We start from the raw sequence: 19,477 nt of genomic DNA on the forward strand, positions 1-19,477 counted from the left end.
TCGTCACTTGAGCCTGCTGGAGGCCAGGATCGACACCAGGTGCAGCACCGTCTGGAGCAGCGCGATGCCGGCCAGTACCGCGACGCCGAGCCGGGAGAAGTACAGGTCGCCGCGGACCTGGTCCAGCACGGCCAGCAGCAGGATCAGCAGCGAGGCCTCGATGCCGAGGACGAGCCGGTGGAACTTGAGCGCGGAGGCGGCCCGGCGGGCGAGCGCCATGCCGGAGGAGCGCGGTTCGGCGGCGGCTTCCGCGACGGGCGCCTTGCCGGTCTGGTGGCGGGCGACGCCGACCAGGTCGGTCTCGGCCTTGATCAGGATCGCGCCGAGCGCCGCGAGGGTGCCGAGGAAGGCCCACAGCCAGTCGATCCGGCCGCTGCCCCACAGGTCGCTGGCGCGCAGACCGAAGCCGACCAGGACCGCCGCGTCGCAGAGGTAGGCGCCGACCCGGTCCAGGTAGACCCCGGAGAGCGAGAACTGCTCCTTCCAGCGGGCCACCTCGCCGTCGACGCAGTCGAGGAGCAGGTACAGCTGGACGGCGACCACGCCGAGGACGGCGCCCCAGACGCCCGGCACCAGCAGGGCCGGGGCGGCGAGGACACCGGCGAGGGTCATCACGTAGGTCAGCTGGTTCGGCGTGACCTTGGTGCCCACCAGGACGCGGGTGATGCGCAGGGAGATCTCTCGCATGTACAGGCGGCCGCCCCAGTGCTCGCCACTGCGCCGGTCCTTGACGCCCGCAGGGTGTACGACGGGCCGGAGTTCAGCTACGGATGGTCTTGGCATAGTCGGCGTAAGCGTCCCTGATCTCGGCTGCGGACAGGTTGAGGTGCTCCAGGATCGTGAAACGTCCCGGACGGGTCTGGGGGGCGTACTCGACGGCGGCGACGAACTCGTCCGCGCTGAACCCGATCTCCTCGGGGGCGGTCGGCAGGCCGTGGCGGCGCAGTACCTCGACGAAGAGCCCGGACTGCTCCTCGGCCCCCCGCAGGTGCATCGCGAAGGCGGCGCCCATACCGACCTGCTCGCCGTGGAGCGCGGAGCGGCCCGGGTAGAGCAGGTCGAAGGCGTGGCTGATCTCGTGGCAGGCGCCGGACGCCGGGCGGCTGTCGCCGCTGATCGACATGGCGATGCCGGTCAGGACCAGGGCCTCGGAGAGAACGGTGAGGAACTCGTCGTCGGTGCAGTCCCCGGGGTGGCGCAGGACGGCCTCGCCGGCGGTGCGCGCCATGGCGGCCGCCAGGCCGTCCACGGGCTCCCCAGTGATCTTGTGCGAGAGCTCCCAGTCGGCGATGGACGAGATGTTGGAGAGCGCGTCGCCGATGCCGGCGCGGATGAACCGCACGGGCGCTTCCTTGATCACGTCGAGGTCGATGACCATCGCGATCGGGGTGGGCACTCCGTAGGAGCCGCGGCCGTTGTCGTTGTCCAGGATGGACACCGGGGAGCAGATGCCGTCGTGGGAGAGGTTGGTGGCGACGGACACCATGGGCAGCCCGACCCGCGCGGCGGCGTACTTCGCCACGTCAATGATCTTGCCGCCGCCCAGGCCGACCACGGCGTCGTAGCGGCGGCCCTTCATGTCGTCGGCCAGCTTGACCGCGGAATCGATGGTGCCGTCCCCGACGGCGTACCAGTCCGCGTGCGGCAGGACGGGTTCCAGCCGGGCGCGCAGCGCCGTGCCGGAGCCGCCGCTGATCGCGATGGCGAGCTTGCCGGACGCGGAGATGCGCTGGTCGGCCAGGAGGCCGGCCAGATCGTCCATCGCCCCGCGGCTGATGTCGACGACAACAGGCGAGGGGATCAGCCGCGTCAGTACTGGCATGCGATGGTCCGGCCCTTGGCGAGGTCGTCGTGGTTGTCGATCTCGACCCACTTGACGTCGCCGATCGGGGCCACGTCGATGGTGAAACCGTCGTTGACGAGCTGCTGGTAGCCGTCCTCGTAGTAGAGGTCGGGGTCGCGCTCGAAGGTGGTCTTGAGTGCCTCGGCCAGGGCCTCGGCGGCCTCGGGCTCGATCAGGGTGACACCGATGTACTCGCCCGTGGCAGCGGCCGGGTCCATCAGTTTGGTGATCTTCCGGACGCCTTCGCCGTCGGCCGTGATGACCTTCATCTCCTCGTCGGCCAGGTTCTTGACCGTGTCGAGGGCGAGGATGATCTTCTGGCCGTTGCCGCGGGCGTCCAGCAGGGTCCGCTCGACGGAGACCGGGTGGACGGTGTCGCCGTTGGCGAGGATCACGCCCTGCTTGAGGACGTCACGCGCGCACCACAGGGAGTAGGCGTTGTTCCACTCCTCGGCCTTGTCGTTGTCGATCAGCGTGATCTTGACGCCGTACTTGGCCTCGAGCGCCTCACGGCGCTCGTACACGGCTTCCTTGCGGTAGCCGACGACGATGGCCACCTCGGTCAGCCCGACCTCGGCGAAGTTGCCCAGGGTGAGGTCGAGGACGGTGAGGCTCTCCTCGTCGCCTTCGGGGCCGACGGGCACGAGGGCCTTGGGCAGGGTGTCGGTGTAGGGACGCAGGCGGCGTCCGGCACCGGCAGCGAGTACAAGGCCGATCATGCTGGTTCTCCTTCGTCATGTACGGCGGGTGCCCCGGAGGAGACCCAGAAGCGGATGCTCTCCACGAGCACCACGAGTGCCACGGCCACGGCCAGGGCCGTGAGCGCGACGGGGAAGTCCGCGGCGCGCGTCGCCAGTGCGGCGGCCAGGACGGCGGTGACGAGCACCCGGCCTTCGTGACCGCCGGTCGTCCGCACCAGCCAGTGCGGGGGCGCGCCGGTGCCACCGCGGATGCGGTACACCGTGTCGTAGTGATGGTAGGCGACCGCCGCGACCAGTCCGAATGCCGCCGGGAGGGCTCCGGGGACGTCCGCCTTGGCGGCGAGGATCAGTACGGTCGTGTACTCGGCGGCCCGGAAGACGGGCGGGACGAGCCAGTCGAGGGCGCCCTTGAGGGGACGCGCGACGGCCACTGCCGAACACAGCGCGTAGAAGACGGCGGCGGCGACGATCTGCCAGGCGCCGAACGGCTGGGACCAGGCCGCCCACAGCAGGGCGGCCGTGCCGACCACGGCGGCGGCGAGGCCGGCGCCGGGTGCCGTCCGGCCGACGGACCGGGCCACGAGTTCGGCGAGCGGGCCCGAGTCGGCCAGGTCGGCCAGCGCCCGGGCGGCGCGGTCGGTCCTCTCGGCCTTGCGGGTCAGCGAGCGCAGGACGCGACCGGCGGTGGTGTAGAGGGCGCCGAAGCCGCAGCCGATGAGGAGGGCGTAGAAGACGATGCGGGGGCTGGTCACCGCGGTCAGTACGGCGATCATCGCCCAGCGCTCACCGATGGGGAGGATGATCATCCGCCGGACCCACACCGTCCAGCCGACGCTGTCGAGGCGGTCCGAGAGCGCGGCCGTCGGGCTCGTGTTCGCCGCGGCGTCGTGGTTGGCCTCGTTGAAGGCGAAGTCCACGACGTGCCGGCAGGTCATGAGGATCATCGCGCCGAGCGCGAGGGCCCAGACGTCGTCGTCGTGCCGGGCGGCGCCGAGCGCGAGGCCCGCGTAGAAGGAGTACTCCTTCGCGCGGTCGAAGGTCGCGTCGAGCCAGGCGCCCATCGTCGAGTACTGGAGCGAGTAGCGGGCGAGCTGCCCGTCGGTGCAGTCCAGGACGAAGGAGACCAGGAGCAGCACCCCGGCGGCGATGTAGCCGCCGCGCTCGCCGGTGGCGGCACAGGCCGCCGCTATGAGGGCGGTGATCAGGGAGGCGGTGGTGACCTGGTTCGGGGTCAGGCCGCGGCGCGCGCACCAGCGGGCGATGTAGCGCGAGTACGGGCTGATGAAGAAGGTGGTGAAGAACCCGTCGCGGGACTTGACGGCGGTGCGCAGGCGTACGGCTTCGTCGTCCACGGCGGCGACGGCGGCCGCGGCCGCGTCGCGTTCGGCCGTGGTGGCGGGGACGGCGGCGACGAGGGTTCCGAGGTCGGGGCGCTGGACGGGGGTCCCGGCGGCCTCGACGGCGGCCGCGAGGCGGTCCGCGTAGGGGCCCGGGCCTTCGGGTGCGAGGGCCGCGGCCGCGTCGAGGGCGGCGCGGGCACCCGGCTGGACGGCGAAGGCGCCGGTCACGGCGCAGGCGTCGAAGCGCGGGTCGGTGAGGGCGAGGCGCAGGGCGTGCGGGTGGCCGACGAAGCCGCTGTCGACGACGGCGACCCGCTGGTCGGCCGGTACGCCGGCCAGGGCGGTCGCGGTGTCTGCGGGTCCGCCGGCCGGGCGGACCTCGAAGCCGAGCGACCGCAGCTCGTCGGCGAGCGGTGATCCGGGTACCGGCAGGCCGGTGAGGATGACGGTCGGCAGACGAACCCACTCCTTGCAGCGAACACTGGACGGCCGCCGCGCTGGGCGGCGGCACGACGGCAGAGGCTATCGGATGAACGGAAGCCGGGGTTCACCAGCCGTTTACGCCCGCACAAGCCGAATGTCCCGGGCGGCGGCCCCGGCCCCGCCATCATCGACGATCACGCCGAGGGACTACAAACCGCCCGTGTGTTCCGCCGGCCGGTCCGCGGTGGCGGTCCGTGGTGGCGGTCCGTGTCCCGGTCCGCGGTGGCGGTCCGTAGCACTGCCTCCGGCGGGCCGGGGGTCTTCCGGGTGCCCGGCGGCCGGCCGTTGCCCCGCGCCGCCTACCACGCGTCGGGGGGCAGACATGCGCGGATCGGCGAAGTGGGGACAAGCCGCTTTTGTACGGCAGACTTGAAAGCCGAAGTCCGAAGCGAAGGATGGGTATGCCGATCACACCAGCCACCGCCGGGAACAGCGCGTCCGCCGGCACCGGGACCCGGGACCCGATCATGCTCGAACTGGTCGACGAGTCCGGCAACACCATCGGCACGGCGGAGAAGCTCTCCGCCCATCAGGCGCCCGGTCAGCTGCACCGGGCGTTCTCCGTGTTCCTCTTCGACGAGCGGGGCCGCCTGCTGCTCCAGCAGCGCGCCCTCGGGAAGTACCACTCCCCCGGCGTGTGGTCGAACACCTGTTGCGGCCACCCGTACCCCGGCGAGTCTCCGTTCGCGGCCGCCGCCCGGCGGACCCACGAGGAGCTGGGGCTGTCGCCGTCGCTGCTCGCGGAGGCGGGAACGGTGCGGTACAACCACCCGGACCCGGCGTCGGGGCTGGTGGAGCAGGAGTACAACCACCTGTTCGTGGGATTGGCCCAGGCCGCGGTGCGGCCGGACCCGGAAGAGGTCGGGGACACCGCTTTCGTCACCGCCGGCGAGCTGGCGAAGCGGCACGCGGAGGCACCGTTCTCCGCCTGGTTCATGACAGTGCTGGACGCGGCCCGGCCCGCGATCCGCGAGCTGACCGGTGAGGCTGCGGGCTGGTAGCCGTCGCGCCCTACGGACGGACGGGTGCGGCGACGGGAGCGGTGAGCGGCAGGGCCGCCCAGATCACCTTGCCGCCGGTGGAGGTGTGCTCCACGTCACACACCCCGCCGGCCTCGAGGGTGATCTCCCGGACGAGCAGCAGGCCCCGGCCCCCGGTCTGGCCGAAGTCGGCCTCCAGCGCCTTGGGGCGGTACGGGTGGTTGTCCTCGACGGCCACCCGCACCCATTCACGGCCCACCGCCACCTCGACGGCGACCTCCGGGGAGAGCAGGGCGGCGTGCCGGACCGAATTCGTCACCAGTTCGGAGACGATCAGCAGCAGGGAGTAGACCAGGTCCTGGTGGGCGGGCACCCCCTGCCGGCCGAGGAGGTCCCGGACCGCGCGGCGGGCCTGCGGAACGGATTCTTCAACCGCCGGAGCGGTGAACCTCCACACTCCCTCGTACGCGAGAGGGTCCGCCGGGGCAACCGGCTCACCACCCCTGGCCGGCGGGACACTCCCGCTGTCGTCCATCTTCACGCCCCCGTCTTCGCGCTCGATCGTCTCCACGGCTCAAGGGTGGACAACAGGCAGGTCCGGACCGCATCGCTGACCAGAAGTCAGCGTCAATCGTGCACTTTCTGACCGTTGGCGTATGACAGCGTCAGTTGTACGACCGTTCCTGACCCCTGGGCACGCCCTGCTCGGCTGTCCCGCGCACCCCGTCCACCTCGCCCGGCCGGGCGGCGACCTGGCCTTCCTTCGGCCGCGGCGCCAGGTGCTCCGGCCGGACCGGCCGGTCACGTCCCGCCGGTCGCCCCGGTCTGCGCCCATGAAGCCGGCCACCTTTCAGCGCCCCCCGACGGACACCGCGGATCACAGGTTCGGGCGACCCGGATAGCATCCGGCACATGGACGCTGCCCTCCTTCACACGGTGGCCGACGGCGTCGCCACCGTCGTCATCTCGCACCCGGCGAAGCGGAACGCCATGACGGCCGGCATGTGGCGGGCGCTGCCCGGGCTGCTGTCCGCGCTGGCGGACGACGCGTCCGTACGGGTGGTCGTGCTGACGGGGGCCGGGCCGACCTTCTGCGCGGGAGCCGACATCACCTCGCTGAGGGGCGACGACGACCCCCAGGCGCTGTCCGTGACGGCGGAAGAGGCCCTCGCCGCGTTCCCCAAGCCGACGATCGCCGCCATCCGGGGTTTCTGCGTGGGCGGCGGGAGCCAGCTGGCGGCCGCGTGCGACCTGCGCTTCGCGGAAGCAGGGGCGCAGTTCGGGGTGACCCCGGCGAAGCTGGGCATCGTCTACCCGGCTCCGTCGACGCGGCGGCTGGCCGCGCTGGTCGGCCCGTCGACCGCCAAGTACCTGCTCTACTCGGCGGAGCTGATCGAGGCGGAGCACGCCCTGCGCGCCGGGTTCCTGAACGAGCTGCTGCCCGCCGGGGAACTCGACAAGCGGGTCGGTGAGTTCGCCCGGACGCTGACGGCCCGCTCGCAGCTGACCCAGGCCGCGGCGAAGGAGTTCGCGGACGGCCGGACGGACCGGGACGCGTACTGGGCCGCCCAGGCCGCGGGTAGCGGCGATACCGCGGAGGGTGTCGCCGCGTTCCTGGAGCGCCGGGCGCCCGTCTTTACCTGGACCCCCCCAGCGGATTGACCGCGCGCAGCCGCGCGACGAGTTCGGCCGGCGCCTTCTCGGGGGACCCGGCGTCGTAGGGCGGCTGGGGGTCGTACTCGGTCATCAGTTGCACCGCTCGGGCGACGTCGTCGCCCGCGACGCGGCCGAGGAGGGTGAGGCCCATGTCGATGCCGGCCGACACCCCGGCGGCGGTCACGTACTTGCCGTCGAAGACCACGCGCTCGCCGGTGGGCTCGGCGCCGAACTCGGAAAGCCGGTCGAGGAACATCCAGTGGCCCGTGGCCCGGCGCCCGTCGAGCAGGCCGGCGGCGGCCAGCAGGAGGGAGCCGGTGCAGACCGAGGTGGTCCAGGTCGTGGTGGCGTCGACGGTCCGCAGCCAGTCGAGGACGGCGGGGTTCTGCATCTCCAGCTCGGGGTGCGGGCCGCCCGGCACGATGACGATGTCGGGCCGGGTGATCTCGTCGAGCCCCTTGTCGGCGACGAGCGCCAGCTGCCCGGAGTCCCCCCGCACGGGCCCCGGCCGCTCGGCGACGAAGACGACGTCGGCGCCGGGCAGACGCCCCAGGGTGTCGAAGGGCCCGACGGCGTCGAGCGCGGTGAAGCGGTCGTAGAGCAGTACGGCGATCTGCATGGCTCCTCCGGAGCGGTAGTGGTGTGCGGGGCCCGGCGGCCGCCGGTGGCGGCCCGGCCGGTGGCCGGCCGTCGACGCTCACGGCGGGCCGGGAGATGCGGTTCGGGGCGGACCCGGCCGGGGGGATGCGGTTCGGGGCGGCCCCGGGCCGGCGGCGATGGTCGCGGACGTCACGGGCCGAAGCGGCGGCGGTATTCGGACGGCGGCTGGCCGAGGGTGCGCAGGAAGGCGCGGCGGAGGGCCTCCGGGGTGCGGTAGCCGGATGCGCGGGCGATCTGGGCCACGCCCCCGCCGCCATCCTCCAGCAGCCGCCGCGCGTGCTCCACCCGTACCCGCTCCACGTACCGCCCCGGGGTCACCCCCGTCTCCGCCTGGAAGGCCCGCGCGAAGTGGCGCGGCGACAGCGCGGCCCGCGCCGCGAGCGCCTCCACCCCGAGGTCCTCGCCCGGGTGTTCGTTGATCCACTGCTGCACGTCCCGCAGCGGTTCCCGCCGCGCCGTCTGCGCCGCCAGCTGTGCGCTGAACTGCGCCTGGTTCCCGGGCCTGCGCAGGAACACCACCAGGTGCCGGGCGATCAGCAGCGCCACGTCCCGCCCGACGTCCTCCTCCACCAGCGCCAGCGCGAGGTCGATGCCGGCCGTCACCCCGGCCGATGTGGCCACCCGGCCGTCGCGGACGTAGACGGGATCGGGTTCGACCGTGACGGCGGGGTAGTCCCGGGCCATCCGCGCGCAGGCGTTCCAGTGCGTCGTGGCCCGGTGGCCGTCCAGCAGCCCCGCTTCCGCCAGCAGCAGTCCTCCCGTGCACACGGACACCACCCGCTCCGCGCCACCCCCGTGCGCGCGGAGCCAGTCGGTGAGCCCCGGGTCGAAGTCGCCCGTGTACCGGCCCCCGGGTACCAGCAGGGTGGTCCCCGCCCCGGGCCGCGCGCTCTCCAGGTCTCCGTCCGGGACCAGGGTCAGCCCGCTGGAGGTGCGTACGGGAGCGGCCCCGGGGGACACCGTCCTGATCCGGTACCCGGCGTGTTCCGGGAACCGGCCGACCCCGCTGAACACCTCCACCGGGCCGGTCACGTCCAGGCTCTGCACCCCGTCGTAGAGCAGTACGAGCACGTTTCGCGACGACATGCCTCCATCCTGTGACCCCGAGGGAATGGCCGCAATGCCGCACTTCCCACCTATCCGGCCACCGCTCGGGCCGTGGCGCCCGCGCGGATAGGATCGACGGACCATGACTGCAACCCTCGTCGCCAAGAACCTCACCGCCGCGCACGGTGAGCGCACGCTCTTCGCCGGCCTCGACCTCGTCGTCGCGCCCGGCGACGTCATCGGCCTCGTCGGCGTCAACGGCGCCGGGAAGTCCACCCTGCTGCGGCTACTCGCCGGGCTGGACGCCCCCGAGACCGGTGAGCTCCGGCTCTCCCCGCCCGGCGCCGCCGTGGGGCACCTGCCGCAGGAGCCCGAGCGCCGCCCCGGGGAGTCGGTCCGCGAGTTCCTCGCCCGCCGCACCGGTGTCGCGGCCGCGCAGGCGGAGCTCGACGCGGCCACCCAGGGCCTGGTCGACGGCACCCCCGGCGCCGACGACGCCTACGGGGAGGCCCTCGACCGCTGGCTGAACCTCGGCGGCGCGGACCTCGACGAGCGGGCCCAGGAGGTCGCCGACGACCTCGGTCTGTCCGTGGGCCTCGACCTGCCGATGACGGCCCTGTCCGGCGGCCAGGCGGCCCGCGCCGGTCTCGCCTCCCTCCTGCTCTCCCGCTACGACGTGTTCCTGCTCGACGAGCCGACCAACGACCTCGACCTCGACGGTCTGGAGCGGCTGGAGCAGTTCGTGAAGGGGCTGCGCGCGGGCACGGTCGTCATCAGCCACGACCGCGAGTTCCTCGCGCGCACCGTCACCAAGGTCCTCGAACTGGATCTGGCGCAGCAGCAGATCAACCTCTACGGCGGTGGCTACGAGGCCTACCTGGAGGAGCGCGAGCGGGCCCGTACGCACGCCCGCGAGGAGTACGACGAGTACGCGGACAAGCGCTCGGCACTCGAAGGCCGGGCCGCGATGCAGCGCGGCTGGATGGACAAGGGCGTCAAGAACGCCCGCCGCAAGGCCACCGACAACGACAAGATCGGCAAGAAGTTCCGCAGCGAGGCGAGCGAGAAGCAGGCCGCCAAGGCCCGCCAGACGCAGCGCGCGATCGAGCGTCTGGACGTGGTGGACGAGCCCCGCAAGGAGTGGGAGCTGCGCATGGAGATCGCGGCGGCCCCCCGATCGGGTTCGGTGGTCGCCACGCTTCGCGAAGCGGCCGTCAGCCGGGGCGACTTCCACTTCGGCCCGGCCAGCCTGCAGATCGACTGGGCGGACCGGGTCGCGATCACGGGAGCCAACGGGGCCGGCAAGTCCACCCTGCTGGCCGTGCTGCTCGGCCGTCTCGCCCCCGATTCCGGCGCGGCCACCCTCGGTTCAGGGGTGCTGGTCGGTGAAGTGGACCAGGCGCGGGGGCTGTTCCTCGGCGACGAGCCGCTGCTGGAGGCGTTCTGCGCCGCCGTGCCGGACACCGAACCCGCCGAAGTCCGCACGCTGCTGGCCAAGTTCGGCCTCAAGGCGGTCCACGTGCTGCGCCCGGCGGCCACCCTCTCGCCCGGTGAGCGCACCCGCGCGGCCCTGGCGCTGCTCCAGGGCCGCGGGGTCAACCTGCTGGTCCTGGACGAGCCCACCAACCACCTCGACCTGCCGGCGATCGAGCAGTTGGAGTCGGCGCTGGAGGCGTACGAGGGCACCTTGCTGCTGGTCACCCACGACCGCCGGATGCTCGACGCGGTGCACGTGACCCGCCGCCTGGAGGTCTCGGCCGGCAAGGTCGTCGAGCTCTAGCCGTCCCTTCCGGATCTTGCCTGACCCGCGCCGTCCGGCAAGATCCGGTAGAGACGGCCCAGCCGTCCCCTAGAGGCCGTCCGGGGCCCGCCGGGTGCGGGCCATCCGGCGCGCCACGAAGTCCCGCGGGAGGTGTCGGGCCGCGAGGACGTACGCCTGGTAGCGGCGGCTGGTGATGCTGACGGGGCGGCGCCTCGCCAGGTCCCTGAGGGCCTTGGCCACCACCGCTCCGGGCTCCAGCCACACCGCGTCGCGCAGGGCGCTGACGTCCATCCCGGCGCGCTCCTGGAACTCGGTGCGGGTGAAGCCCGGTACCACCGCAAGCACGCGCACCCCGTACGGCTCCATGTCGATCCGCAGGGATTCGCTGAACGCGGTGATCCAGGCCTTGGCGGCCCCGTAGGTCCCGGTCGGCAGGGCTCCCGCGACCGACGAGACGTTGATCACCGCGCCGCGGCGGCGCTCGCGCAGACCGGGCAGCGCCGCGTGGGTCAGCCGCAGCGGGACCTTGACCAGCAGGTCGAGCATCCGCTCCTCGTCTTCGACGGGGCTGTACGGGAAGGGGGCGGGCAGGCCGAAGCCCGCGTTGTTGACCAGCACGTCGACGGGCCGGGCCCGGTCGGCGAGCCGCTCGGCCACCTTCTCGCATGCGGCGGGGTCGAGCAGGTCCGCGGGCAGCACCTCGCAGGACGTCCCGTACGTGCGGCGGAGCTCCTCGGCGACGGCGGTGAGCCGGTCCTCGTCCCGGGCGACGAGGACGAGGTCGCAGCCCTTGGCGGCGAGGCCCCGCGCGAAGGCCGCGCCGAGGCCGGAACTGGCGCCGGTGATCAGGGCGGTGGTCACGTGCGTGTCACTCCTACGGTGTGGGGTCCCGGGTTCCGCCGGCGCGGCTTCACGCCGGCTGCGGCGTGAAGGACGTGGTCGCGGGCGACGCGTACGCCTGCGCGACGTGCACCAGGAAGCGGGCCTCCTCGTCCAGGTCGCCGCCTTCCGCGGAGGTCTGGACGGCGGCGGGCAGCTCCAGGGCCGAGGCCTCCCCCGACTGCTGTCCGGGCAGCCCGGCCAGCTTCGCCTGCCGGGCCTCCTTGAGCAGGCAGGCCAGCGCGGCCGCGGACCTCCGCTGCTCGGGCACCCCGCTGCCGGCGACGTGGCTGCGCGCGAGCTCCGCGAGGCCCGGGGCCACGTACTCCCCCAGGATCAAGATCGCGTCACGCGTCTCGATGACCTTGCGGTAGACCAGCAGGTTGCGCGGCAGTGGCGGCCAGATCAGCTCGGCGACCCGTCCCGCCCGCGGCTTCGACAGGACGACGTGCGGTACGGCCTGCACCAGGTCCCGCCACAGCGGCCACAGCCGCCACGCGGTGGCGATGTCGGCCGTCGTGCGGCGCAGCGTGAAGAGGGTCGGGACGACGATGGCGGCGGCCCGAAGCAGTCCGTGCAGGTTCATCATCAGGGGCAGGGCGGGCATGGCCCAGGTGCTGCCGAACAAAGCCTTGAGCAGGTACACGAACCAGAACACCCAGGCGAGGGCCGTGCCGAGGCCGAACAGCCGCAGCCCGAAGGCCAGTCCGCGGCTTTCGGTGCGGCGGCTGTAGCGGGCGCACACGTACACGCAGGTGGTGTTGGCGACGAGGTGCGCCGAGATCAGCACCAGCCAGTAGGCGAGCGAGGGGACCGGGTCCCCGACGGGCGGGATGGTGTGCGTCCCGTGTCCGGGCGCGAGGAAGTCGAGCGCGATCAGCGTGCCCAGCCAGATCACCGTGCCGGTCCAGGAGGCCAGTTGGAGGCTGCGGCCCCGGGTGGCGGCGGCCACGAAGTAGACCACGGCGCCGGCCGACAGGACGCCGATGAGGTTGCGGACCAATCCGATCGCGTGCGCGTAGTCGGCGTCCCGGCTCGTGGCGTAGGCGACGACGTCGGGCAGGTTCAGGGTCATCGCGGCCGCGGCGGTCGCGACGGCGAGCCACAGACCGCGCTGTTGCGGGGAGCGCAGGGCGCCCGGTGCGCGCAGCAGGACGGCGATCCCCAGGACCACCACGCTGGGAACGGCGAGCCAGTCGCCGAAGGCCGTCAGGTCAGCTGCCATCGCGCACGCCCCGTCCGTACCCCATGGCGGACTCCAGGCGGGCGAGGGCGCCGCGGGGCGCGGTCCGCGACGGGGGGCCGTTGCCGGCGGTCCGCGTGCGGATCATGCTCGCGAGCATCTCCGCCTCCTGCTCCTGGCGGGTGGTGTAGTTGGTGCGCCCGAGGACCACGGGGGCCTCGCCGTCGGTCTCCTCGCCCTCCAGCGAGTGGTGGCCGAACAGGATGTGGCCGATCTCGTGGAGCACGATGTGCTCGCGGTGCAGCGGAGTGGTCTGGGCCTCGTAGAAGACGTAGTCCACGCCGGCCGTGCCGACCCACAGCCCGCAGACTCCGGATTCGGCGGCTTCCTTGGGCAGCGGGTGCAGCCGGATGGGGCGTCCGCGCTGTTCGGCGATGTCCGTGCAGAGGTTCTCGAGCGAGAACGGGCGGCTCAGGTCCAGATGGCCGAGAATCGTCTCGCACCGTTTCCGCAGGTTGAGATTCCGATAGGGCATGTGTTCCCTCTTCGGACCCTTTCTCGGGCAGCGTCGATAGGCGGCGTGCGTGGGCATGGGCGTTACATCCTGTGCCTTGAGGCGGCCCCGGGAGTGCGGTCCCTGAGGGGAATGCGGAAGCCCGTCCGCGTCAGGACGAACGGGCGTTCCACCCATGCCTACAGATCATGTACGGGAGTTGGCAAGACGGTGAGCCCAGGTGGGGAACCTATTCGGCCAACCCGTACGTGTTCGCGCGCGGGGGCCGCTACCGCTTGCGGCGCTCCTCCTTGCCGGTGAGGCCGGCCCGGCGCAGGGCGTCGGCCATCGCGCTGTTGGCGGGGGCCGGCGCGTTGCCGCCGCCCTGGCCGCCGCTGCGGTTCTGCGCCCCGGCCCGGCCCTGCCCGCCCTGGGCGCCCTGACCACGCTGACCGCCTTGCCCGCCCTGGCCGCGCGCGCCACCCTGGCCGCCCTGGCCACGCTGCTGCGGCGGGCGGCCGCCGCCGCGCCGCTCCTCGCGCTGCCTCGGGGCGCCCGGCGCGCGCTCGCCCGTCGCCTCGTCGTCGATCCGCAGGGTCAGGGAGATCCGCTTGCGCGGGATGTCCACCTCCAGGACCTTCACGCGCACGATGTCGCCGGGCTTGACCACGTCCCGCGGGTCCTTGACGAAGGTCTTCGACAGGGCCGAGACGTGCGCGAGGCCGTCCTGGTGGACGCCGATGTCGATGAAGGCGCCGAAGGCCGCCACATTGGTGACCACGCCTTCGAGGATCATGCCGGGGGCGAGGTCGCCGATCTTCTCCACGCCCTCCTTGAAGGTGGCCGTCTTGAAGGCGGGGCGCGGGTCGCGGCCCGGCTTCTCCAGCTCGCGCAGGATGTCGGTGACCGTCGGCAGGCCGAAGGCCTCCGTGACGAACTGTTCCGGCCGCAGCGAGCGCAGCACGCCGCCGTTGCCGATCAGGGCCGCCACCTCGCTGCCGACGGTCTTCGCCATGCCCCGCACCACCGGGTAGGCCTCGGGGTGCACGCTGGAGGCGTCCAGCGGGTCGTCACCGCCGCGGATGCGCAGGAAGCCGGCGCACTGCTCGTACGCCTTGGGGCCGAGCCGGGCGACGTCCTTGAGCCCCTTGCGGCTGCGGAAGGGGCCGTTGGCGTCGCGGTGGGCCACGATGTTCTCGGCGAGCCCGCCGCTGATGCCCGACACCCGCGAAAGCAGCGGTGCGGAAGCGGTGTTGACGTCGACGCCGACGCCGTTCACGCAGTCCTCGACGACCGCGTCCAGCGAGCGGGAGAGCTTCACCTCGGACAGGTCGTGCTGGTACTGGCCGACCCCGATGGACTTGGGGTCGATCTTCACCAGTTCGGCGAGCGGGTCCTGGAGGCGGCGGGCGATGGAGACGGCGCCGCGCAACGAGACGTCCATGCCCGGCAGTTCCTGCGACGCGAAGGCGGAGGCCGAGTACACGGAGGCGCCCGCCTCCGAGACCATCACCTTGGTCAGTCCGAGCTCCGGATGGCGGGAGATGAGGTCACCGGCGAGCTTGTCCGTCTCGCGGGAGGCGGTGCCGTTGCCGATCGCGACGAGTTCGACCGCGTGTTCCGCCGCCAGCCGGGCCAGCTTGGCCAGGGACTCGTCCCACTTGTTGGCGGGCACGTGCGGGTAGATCACATCGGTGGCCACGACCTTGCCCGTGGCGTCGACCACGGCGACCTTGACTCCGGTGCGGAAGCCCGGGTCCAGGCCGAGGGTGGCGCGGGTGCCGGCCGGGGCGGCGAGGAGCAGGTCGCGGAGGTTGGCCGCGAAGACGCGGACGGCCTCGTCCTCGGCGGCGGCGCGCAGCCGGGTCCGCAGGTCGATCCCGAGGTGCACCTGGATCTTCGTGCGCCAGGCCCAGCGGACGGTGTCGGCGAGCCACTTGTCGCCGGGCCGGCTGTGCTCCGAGGGGGCCGCAACCCCGAAGCGGCGGGCGATCATGCCCTCGTAGGTGGACGGGCCGGGCGTCTCGCCCGGCTCTTCCGGCTCCAGGTCGAGGACGAGCACGTCCTCCTTCTCGCCGCGGAGCATGGCGAGGACGCGGTGCGAGGGCAGCGCGGTGAAGGGCTCGGCGAAGTCGAAGTAGTCGGCGAACTTGGCGCCCGCCTCCTCCTTGCCCTCGCGCACCTTGGAGACGAGCCGGCCGCGGGTCCACATCCGCTCGCGCAACTCGCCGATCAGGTCGGCGTCCTCGGCGAACTTCTCGGTGAGGATGGCGCGGGCACCCTCCAGGGCGGCCGCCGCGTCGGTGACGCCCTTGTCGGGGTCCACGAACGCGGCCGCGGCGGTGGACGGGTCCGTCGAGGGGTCGGCGAGCAGGCCCTCGGCGAGCGCTTCGAGGCCCGCCTCCCGGGCGATCTGCGCCTTGGTGCGCCGCTTGGGCTTGAACGGCAGGTAGATGTCCTCCAGCCGGGCCTTGGTGTCGGCGGCCAGGATCCGGGCCTCCAGCTCCGCGTCGAGCTTGCCCTGTTCGCGCACGGAGTCGAGGATCGCCGCCCGCCGGTCCTCCAGCTCGCGCAGGTAGCGCAGCCGCTCCTCCAGGGAGCGCAGCTGGGCGTCGTCGAGCATCTCGGTCGCTTCCTTGCGGTAGCGAGCGATGAACGGCACGGTGGAGCCGCCGTCGAGCAGCTCGACGGCGGCCTTCACCTGCCGCTCCCGTACGCCGAGCTCCTCGGCGATCCTGCCTTCGATGGACATCGTCACGGTGCGGTCCTGCCTGCCTTCGTACGTGTGCATGGGATGCGTGGAAGGCTGCCAATTGTGGCAGGTGGCGGTGACGGACGCCCGAAAGACCCGGCTCAGGCCCTGCCGAAGAGGTCCTTCGGGAAGGCTCCGGCGCCGATGGCCTTCGCGACGAGCGCGCCGCCGAGTTCGGCGAGGCGGGCCAGGCCGTCCGCGCCGAGGTGCTCGTAGGGAGCGGCGTCGAGGCGGTCGGTGTCCGCCTCCAGCTGCTCGCGTACGGCGGCGCCTTCCTCGGTGAGGTCGCCGGCCGCGTCCAGGATGCCCCGCTCGCGCAGCCGGTCGGTGGCGGCGTCGAGGTCGGACTGCTCCCAGCCGCGGATCGACTTGATCCACTCGGGGGTCATGCCGCGGCCGGTGGCGGTGTGGCTGAGCAGGGCCTCCAGCGGGTCGAGTTCCGCGAGGAGGAGGGCGGCGAGGTGACCGTCGCCGCGGTGCTCGCGCAGCAGGGTGGTGGCGTGCCACAGCCGCAGGTGCGGCTCCTCGGGCACGGGCAGGTCCGCGTGGGCGGCGTAGAGGGTGCGGCCGTGGCGGGTGCAGGCCTCGGTGGCCCGCATGGCGAGGCCGGCGGCTTCGGCGACCTCGGGCGAGGCGATCGTCTCGTCGCCGAGGAGGCGGCGCAGCGTGCTGTCGGCGGCGCGCAGCCGGGCGGCGAGCGCCTGCTCGGGCGAGGCGGTCTCCCAGACCGCGGGCAGGTGCCGGGCTATCAGGTCGTGGCGGTAGTTGTAGAACGTGGCGGTCACCACCCCGGCGCCGACGGCCCCCATGGCGGCGGAGCGGGAGGCGAGGTTCACGGCGGCGCGGTCCGTGACGCCGAGGGCGGCGAACTCCTTGCCGAGGTCGGGCGAGAAGTAGATGGTGGCGTGCAGCGGGTTGATCGCTGCGTGCCAGCAGTGGCGGGCGGCGCGCGGGGGAAGAGTCATGCGGAGCAGATTACCGACTGCTTAGTATGCGGACCAGACACGATCCCGCCCCCTCCCGCGGGAACCCGCCGTTTCCGGCCGATCTTCGCCCACCCGAGGGCGCGACCGCGGCTGTTCGCGGCGCTGCGCCCCGGCCCGTGACGGCCGAATGGCGATCATGTGACAGAAGGCGCCATGGACATGACGCAGGCGTCGCGCGTGAATACGGTCGGAACACGCATCCGCGAACGGAACTGTCTCCCCTACCCCTTGGAGCTATTCGTGCACCGCAAAGTCATCGCCCCGAGCGTGCTCGCCGCTTCCCTGCTGCTGGTGATCCCGGCGTCGGCGGCCGGTTCCGTCCCGGGCGCCCCGGGCGTGGGCGACTCCTATTACCCGGCCAGCGGCAACGGCGGATACGACGTCTCCCACTACGACCTGCGCCTCAAGTACGACCCGAAGACGGACCTCCTGGAGGGCACCGCCACCCTCCTGGCCACCGTCACGCAGGACCTGTCCCGCTTCGACCTGGACTTCGGACTCAAGGTCAGCGAGATCCGGGTGAACGGCGCGAAGGCGAAGTTCGCGACCTCCGGCGCCCACGAGCTGGAAGTGACCCCGGCGCAGGCGCTGGAGAAGGGCAAGCAGGCCTCGGTCGTCGTCAAGTACGCGGGCAAGCCCTCGGAGTTCAAGATCGACGGCTGGTCGGCCTGGCAGCGCACCCCGGACGGCGGGGTCGCGGCCCAGGAGCCCGATTCGGCCGTCTGGTGGTTCCCGAGCAACGACCACCCGCTCGACAAGGCCACCTTCGACATCTCGGTCAGCGTCCCCGACGGCACCCAGGCGATCAGCAACGGCGTGCTCCAGTCGCAGACTTCGAAGCTCGGCTGGACCCGCTACAACTGGCGCTCGAACAAGCCGCAGGCCACGTACCTCGCCACCCTCGCCGTCGGCAAGTTCGACATCACCACCGGCAAGACCGCGAACGGGCTGCCCATCCTCAACGCGTACAGCAAGGACCTGGGCGACAACGCGGGCGCGGCGCGCGCGAGCGTGGAGCGGACCGGCGAGGTCGCGGAGTGGCTGGAGGGCGTCTTCGGCCCCTACCCCTTCAACGCCCTGGGCGGGTACGTGCCGAACGTGCCGTCCGGCTTCGCCCTGGAGACCCAGAGCCGGCCGTTCTACAGCCCGCGCCAGTTCGCCAACGGCGCGAACGTGTCGGTGGTCGTCCACGAGCTGGCCCACCAGTGGTACGGCGACAGCGTGTCCGTCGACAACTGGAAGGACATCTGGATCAACGAGGGGTTCGCCCGCTACAGCCAGTGGCTGTGGTCGGAGAAGGAGGGCGAGGGCACGGCGCAGGAGCTCGCCGAATGGACGTACCGGAACTACCCGACGGACGACCCGTTCTGGCAGGTCAAGCCGGGCGACCCGGGCGCGGACAACCAGTTCCACGGCGCCGTGTACGACCGGGGCGCCATCGCCCTCCAGGCCCTGCGCAACGAGATCGGCGACGAGAAGTTCTTCACGATCCTCAAGGGCTGGCCGACCGAGCACGCCTACGGCAACGCCAAGGTCGGGGACTTCGTGCGGTACGCGGAGAAGGTCTCCGGCAAGCCGCTGGCCCAGCTCTTCGACACCTGGCTCTACACCCCGGGCAAGCCCGCCTTCGCCCCGCCGGCCGGATCGCCGGCCGCCCGGTCCTCGAAGGCCCCCGCCGCCGAGCCGGTGGAGCCGAAGTCCTGGAAGAAGATCGCAGCGACGAACTCGGTCCACGAGCACTGACGGCGCCCCCGCCGGCGCCCCGCGCGCCGTCGCCCCTCAGCGGGCGGCGGCGCGTTCGCGTGCCCGCGCCGCGCGGGCGACGGGCAGGTAGCGCAACCGCTCGGGCAGCAGCGGTACGAGGACCCGTACGACCGCGCTGAACCGCCGGAGCCTGCGCTCCTGCGCGGGGGTCCACTCCAGCCCGATGGCGGCCCGTGCGTCGGGCGGCATGTAGCCGACGGTGACGAAGGCCCGCAGCCGCAGGAACGCGGCCCGCAGCACCGGCCAGGTGAGCCGCAGCAGCAGCCGTACCGGCAGCGGGCCGCCCTCGGGCCGGGGCAGGGGCACGTCGGTGGCGACGAGCTCACGGGCGACCGGGGTGGGCTCGATCTCCTCGGCCAGCATCCGGCGGTAGTAGACCCAGTACTCCTCGATGGTCTGCGGCATGTCCCGGTCGTGGATGCCCAGGATCCGGCCCACCTGCAGCCACTCCCGGTACAGCTGCCGCTCCTGGGCCGGGGTGAAGCGGCGCAGCAGGTACCGGCCGGCGTACAGGTAGACCGGGAAGCCCGTGGCGTGGACCCAGGAGTAGCAGGCGGGGTCGAGGGAGTGGTAGCGGCGCCCGCGGGTGTCGGTGCCCTGGATCCCCTTGTGCAGGCGGCGCACCCGGCGCCCCTCCTCGGCGGCCCGCTCGCCCCCGTACACCCACAGCTGGACGGAGCGCAGCGAGCGCTCGCCGCGCCCCCAGGGGTCGGTCCGGAAGACGGAGTGCTCGTCGACGCCGGCGCCGATCGCGGGGTGGGCGACCTGCATGGTGAAGGCCGCGGGGAGCATCAGCAGCGCACGGACGTCCCCGGCGATGGTCCACAGCACACCGCCGGCCGGGGGCGGCCCGGGGTCGCGGTGGTGGGTGGGTGTCCGGGTGGCGGACTCCGTGTCGCTCATGGTTCAAGTATGCGAGTTCCATACGGTCGCGCTGCGGACAGAAAG

General features: G+C 72.7%; 17 protein-coding genes. 4 read left to right on the plus strand and 13 right to left on the minus strand.

The annotated features are described in order from the left end of the window. Positions 1 to 3: 3 nt before the first annotated feature. From OG861_RS05875 to OG861_RS05890, 4 genes are read right to left on the minus strand one after another with little or no spacing between them, the layout of a single operon-like run. Entirely contained in the window at positions 4 to 783 is a 780-nt protein-coding gene (locus tag OG861_RS05875) for a CDP-alcohol phosphatidyltransferase family protein (RefSeq protein WP_329199812.1), read from the minus strand. After that, complete coding sequence (locus OG861_RS05880) at positions 761 to 1,822, minus strand: iron-containing alcohol dehydrogenase family protein (protein ID WP_329199810.1); 1,062 nt, start codon at positions 1,820 to 1,822, stop codon at positions 761 to 763. Before OG861_RS05880 ends, OG861_RS05875 begins: the two co-directional genes overlap by 23 nt. Then, entirely contained in the window at positions 1,810 to 2,562 is a 753-nt protein-coding gene (locus OG861_RS05885) for a phosphocholine cytidylyltransferase family protein (protein ID WP_329199808.1), read from the minus strand. The genes OG861_RS05880 and OG861_RS05885 overlap by 13 nt, the downstream gene beginning before the upstream one ends. Next, the gene (locus tag OG861_RS05890; RefSeq protein WP_443064477.1) at positions 2,559 to 4,340 is read right to left on the minus strand and encodes a DUF5941 domain-containing protein; all 1,782 of its coding nucleotides are present in this window, start codon (positions 4,338 to 4,340) and stop codon (positions 2,559 to 2,561) included. The genes OG861_RS05885 and OG861_RS05890 overlap by 4 nt, the downstream gene beginning before the upstream one ends. Positions 4,341 to 4,768: 428 nt before the next feature. Between OG861_RS05890 and idi the strand changes: the two genes are divergently transcribed. After that, a complete protein-coding gene (gene idi / locus OG861_RS05900) occupies positions 4,769 to 5,368 on the plus strand; it encodes an isopentenyl-diphosphate Delta-isomerase (RefSeq protein ID WP_329199803.1) in 600 nt (199 codons plus the stop codon). 10 nt (positions 5,369 to 5,378) lie between these two features. Here idi and OG861_RS05905 read toward each other — a convergent pair whose 3' ends face one another. Then, positions 5,379 to 5,882 carry an ATP-binding protein gene (locus tag OG861_RS05905; RefSeq protein WP_329202560.1) on the minus strand — a complete coding sequence of 168 codons (504 nt, stop codon included), beginning with the start codon at positions 5,880 to 5,882 and terminating at the stop codon, positions 5,379 to 5,381. Positions 5,883 to 6,259: 377 nt separating this feature from the next. Here OG861_RS05905 and OG861_RS05910 point away from each other — a divergent pair, with 377 nt between their 5' ends. After that, entirely contained in the window at positions 6,260 to 7,009 is a 750-nt protein-coding gene (locus tag OG861_RS05910) for an enoyl-CoA hydratase/isomerase family protein (RefSeq protein ID WP_329199801.1), read from the plus strand. Here the strand turns inward: OG861_RS05910 and OG861_RS05915 are convergent. Next, entirely contained in the window at positions 6,984 to 7,622 is a 639-nt protein-coding gene (locus OG861_RS05915) for a DJ-1/PfpI family protein (protein WP_329199799.1), read from the minus strand. The two genes, OG861_RS05910 and OG861_RS05915, sit on opposite strands and share 26 nt — an antisense overlap. A gap of 170 nt (positions 7,623 to 7,792) precedes the next feature. After that, a complete protein-coding gene (locus OG861_RS05920; RefSeq protein WP_330261393.1) occupies positions 7,793 to 8,749 on the minus strand; it encodes a GlxA family transcriptional regulator in 957 nt (318 codons plus the stop codon). Between the two features lie 103 nt (positions 8,750 to 8,852). Here OG861_RS05920 and OG861_RS05925 point away from each other — a divergent pair, with 103 nt between their 5' ends. Then, the gene (locus OG861_RS05925; protein ID WP_329199795.1) at positions 8,853 to 10,490 is read left to right on the plus strand and encodes an ABC-F family ATP-binding cassette domain-containing protein; all 1,638 of its coding nucleotides are present in this window, start codon (positions 8,853 to 8,855) and stop codon (positions 10,488 to 10,490) included. A 69-nt stretch (positions 10,491 to 10,559) separates the two neighbouring features. Here the strand turns inward: OG861_RS05925 and OG861_RS05930 are convergent, their stop codons facing one another. From OG861_RS05930 to OG861_RS05950, 5 genes are all read right to left on the minus strand, one after another. Beyond that, positions 10,560 to 11,333 carry an SDR family NAD(P)-dependent oxidoreductase gene (locus tag OG861_RS05930; protein ID WP_329199794.1) on the minus strand — a complete coding sequence of 258 codons (774 nt, stop codon included), beginning with the start codon at positions 11,331 to 11,333 and terminating at the stop codon, positions 10,560 to 10,562. A gap of 49 nt (positions 11,334 to 11,382) precedes the next feature. Continuing rightward, positions 11,383 to 12,576: an MAB_1171c family putative transporter gene (locus OG861_RS05935; protein WP_330261394.1), complete on the minus strand. Its 1,194-nt coding sequence runs from the start codon at positions 12,574 to 12,576 to the stop codon at positions 11,383 to 11,385. Further along, the gene (locus OG861_RS05940) at positions 12,566 to 13,069 is read right to left on the minus strand and encodes a hypothetical protein (protein WP_329199790.1); all 504 of its coding nucleotides are present in this window, start codon (positions 13,067 to 13,069) and stop codon (positions 12,566 to 12,568) included. Before OG861_RS05940 ends, OG861_RS05935 begins: the two co-directional genes overlap by 11 nt. 247 nt (positions 13,070 to 13,316) lie before the next feature. Beyond that, complete coding sequence (locus OG861_RS05945; protein ID WP_329202558.1) at positions 13,317 to 15,785, minus strand: Tex family protein; 2,469 nt, start codon at positions 15,783 to 15,785, stop codon at positions 13,317 to 13,319. A 95-nt stretch (positions 15,786 to 15,880) separates the two neighbouring features. Continuing rightward, positions 15,881 to 16,744, minus strand: coding sequence for an SCO6745 family protein (locus tag OG861_RS05950; RefSeq protein WP_329199786.1), 864 nt, complete (start codon positions 16,742 to 16,744; stop codon positions 15,881 to 15,883). A 261-nt stretch (positions 16,745 to 17,005) separates the two neighbouring features. Here OG861_RS05950 and OG861_RS05955 point away from each other — a divergent pair, with 261 nt between their 5' ends. Continuing rightward, positions 17,006 to 18,508, plus strand: coding sequence for a M1 family metallopeptidase (locus OG861_RS05955; RefSeq protein WP_329199784.1), 1,503 nt, complete (start codon positions 17,006 to 17,008; stop codon positions 18,506 to 18,508). Between the two features lie 36 nt (positions 18,509 to 18,544). Here OG861_RS05955 and OG861_RS05960 read toward each other — a convergent pair whose 3' ends face one another. After that, positions 18,545 to 19,432, minus strand: a complete 888-nt coding sequence (locus OG861_RS05960; RefSeq protein ID WP_329199782.1) for an oxygenase MpaB family protein — start codon at positions 19,430 to 19,432, stop codon at positions 18,545 to 18,547. Positions 19,433 to 19,477 lie beyond the last annotated feature (45 nt).

Source organism: Streptomyces sp. NBC_00539, from assembly GCF_036346105.1.
GTDB lineage: Bacteria > Actinomycetota > Actinomycetes > Streptomycetales > Streptomycetaceae > Streptomyces.

Bases quoted from the DNA above. Each gene is read 5' to 3' on its own strand.
- OG861_RS05875 (WP_329199812.1), bottom strand. From the start codon at position 783: ATGCCAAGACCATCCGTAGCTGAACTCCGGCCCGTCGTACACCCTGCG.
- OG861_RS05880 (WP_329199810.1), bottom strand. From the start codon at position 1,822: ATGCCAGTACTGACGCGGCTGATCCCCTCGCCTGTTGTCGTCGACATC.
- OG861_RS05885 (WP_329199808.1), bottom strand. From the start codon at position 2,562: ATGATCGGCCTTGTACTCGCTGCCGGTGCCGGACGCCGCCTGCGTCCC.
- idi (WP_329199803.1), top strand. From the start codon at position 4,769: ATGCCGATCACACCAGCCACCGCCGGGAACAGCGCGTCCGCCGGCACC.
- OG861_RS05905 (WP_329202560.1), bottom strand. From the start codon at position 5,882: ATGGACGACAGCGGGAGTGTCCCGCCGGCCAGGGGTGGTGAGCCGGTT.
- OG861_RS05910 (WP_329199801.1), top strand. From the start codon at position 6,260: ATGGACGCTGCCCTCCTTCACACGGTGGCCGACGGCGTCGCCACCGTC.
- OG861_RS05915 (WP_329199799.1), bottom strand. From the start codon at position 7,622: ATGCAGATCGCCGTACTGCTCTACGACCGCTTCACCGCGCTCGACGCC.
- OG861_RS05920 (WP_330261393.1), bottom strand. From the start codon at position 8,749: ATGTCGTCGCGAAACGTGCTCGTACTGCTCTACGACGGGGTGCAGAGC.
- OG861_RS05925 (WP_329199795.1), top strand. From the start codon at position 8,853: ATGACTGCAACCCTCGTCGCCAAGAACCTCACCGCCGCGCACGGTGAG.
- OG861_RS05935 (WP_330261394.1), bottom strand. From the start codon at position 12,576: ATGGCAGCTGACCTGACGGCCTTCGGCGACTGGCTCGCCGTTCCCAGC.
- OG861_RS05940 (WP_329199790.1), bottom strand. From the start codon at position 13,069: ATGCCCTATCGGAATCTCAACCTGCGGAAACGGTGCGAGACGATTCTC.
- OG861_RS05950 (WP_329199786.1), bottom strand. From the start codon at position 16,744: ATGACTCTTCCCCCGCGCGCCGCCCGCCACTGCTGGCACGCAGCGATC.
- OG861_RS05960 (WP_329199782.1), bottom strand. From the start codon at position 19,432: ATGAGCGACACGGAGTCCGCCACCCGGACACCCACCCACCACCGCGAC.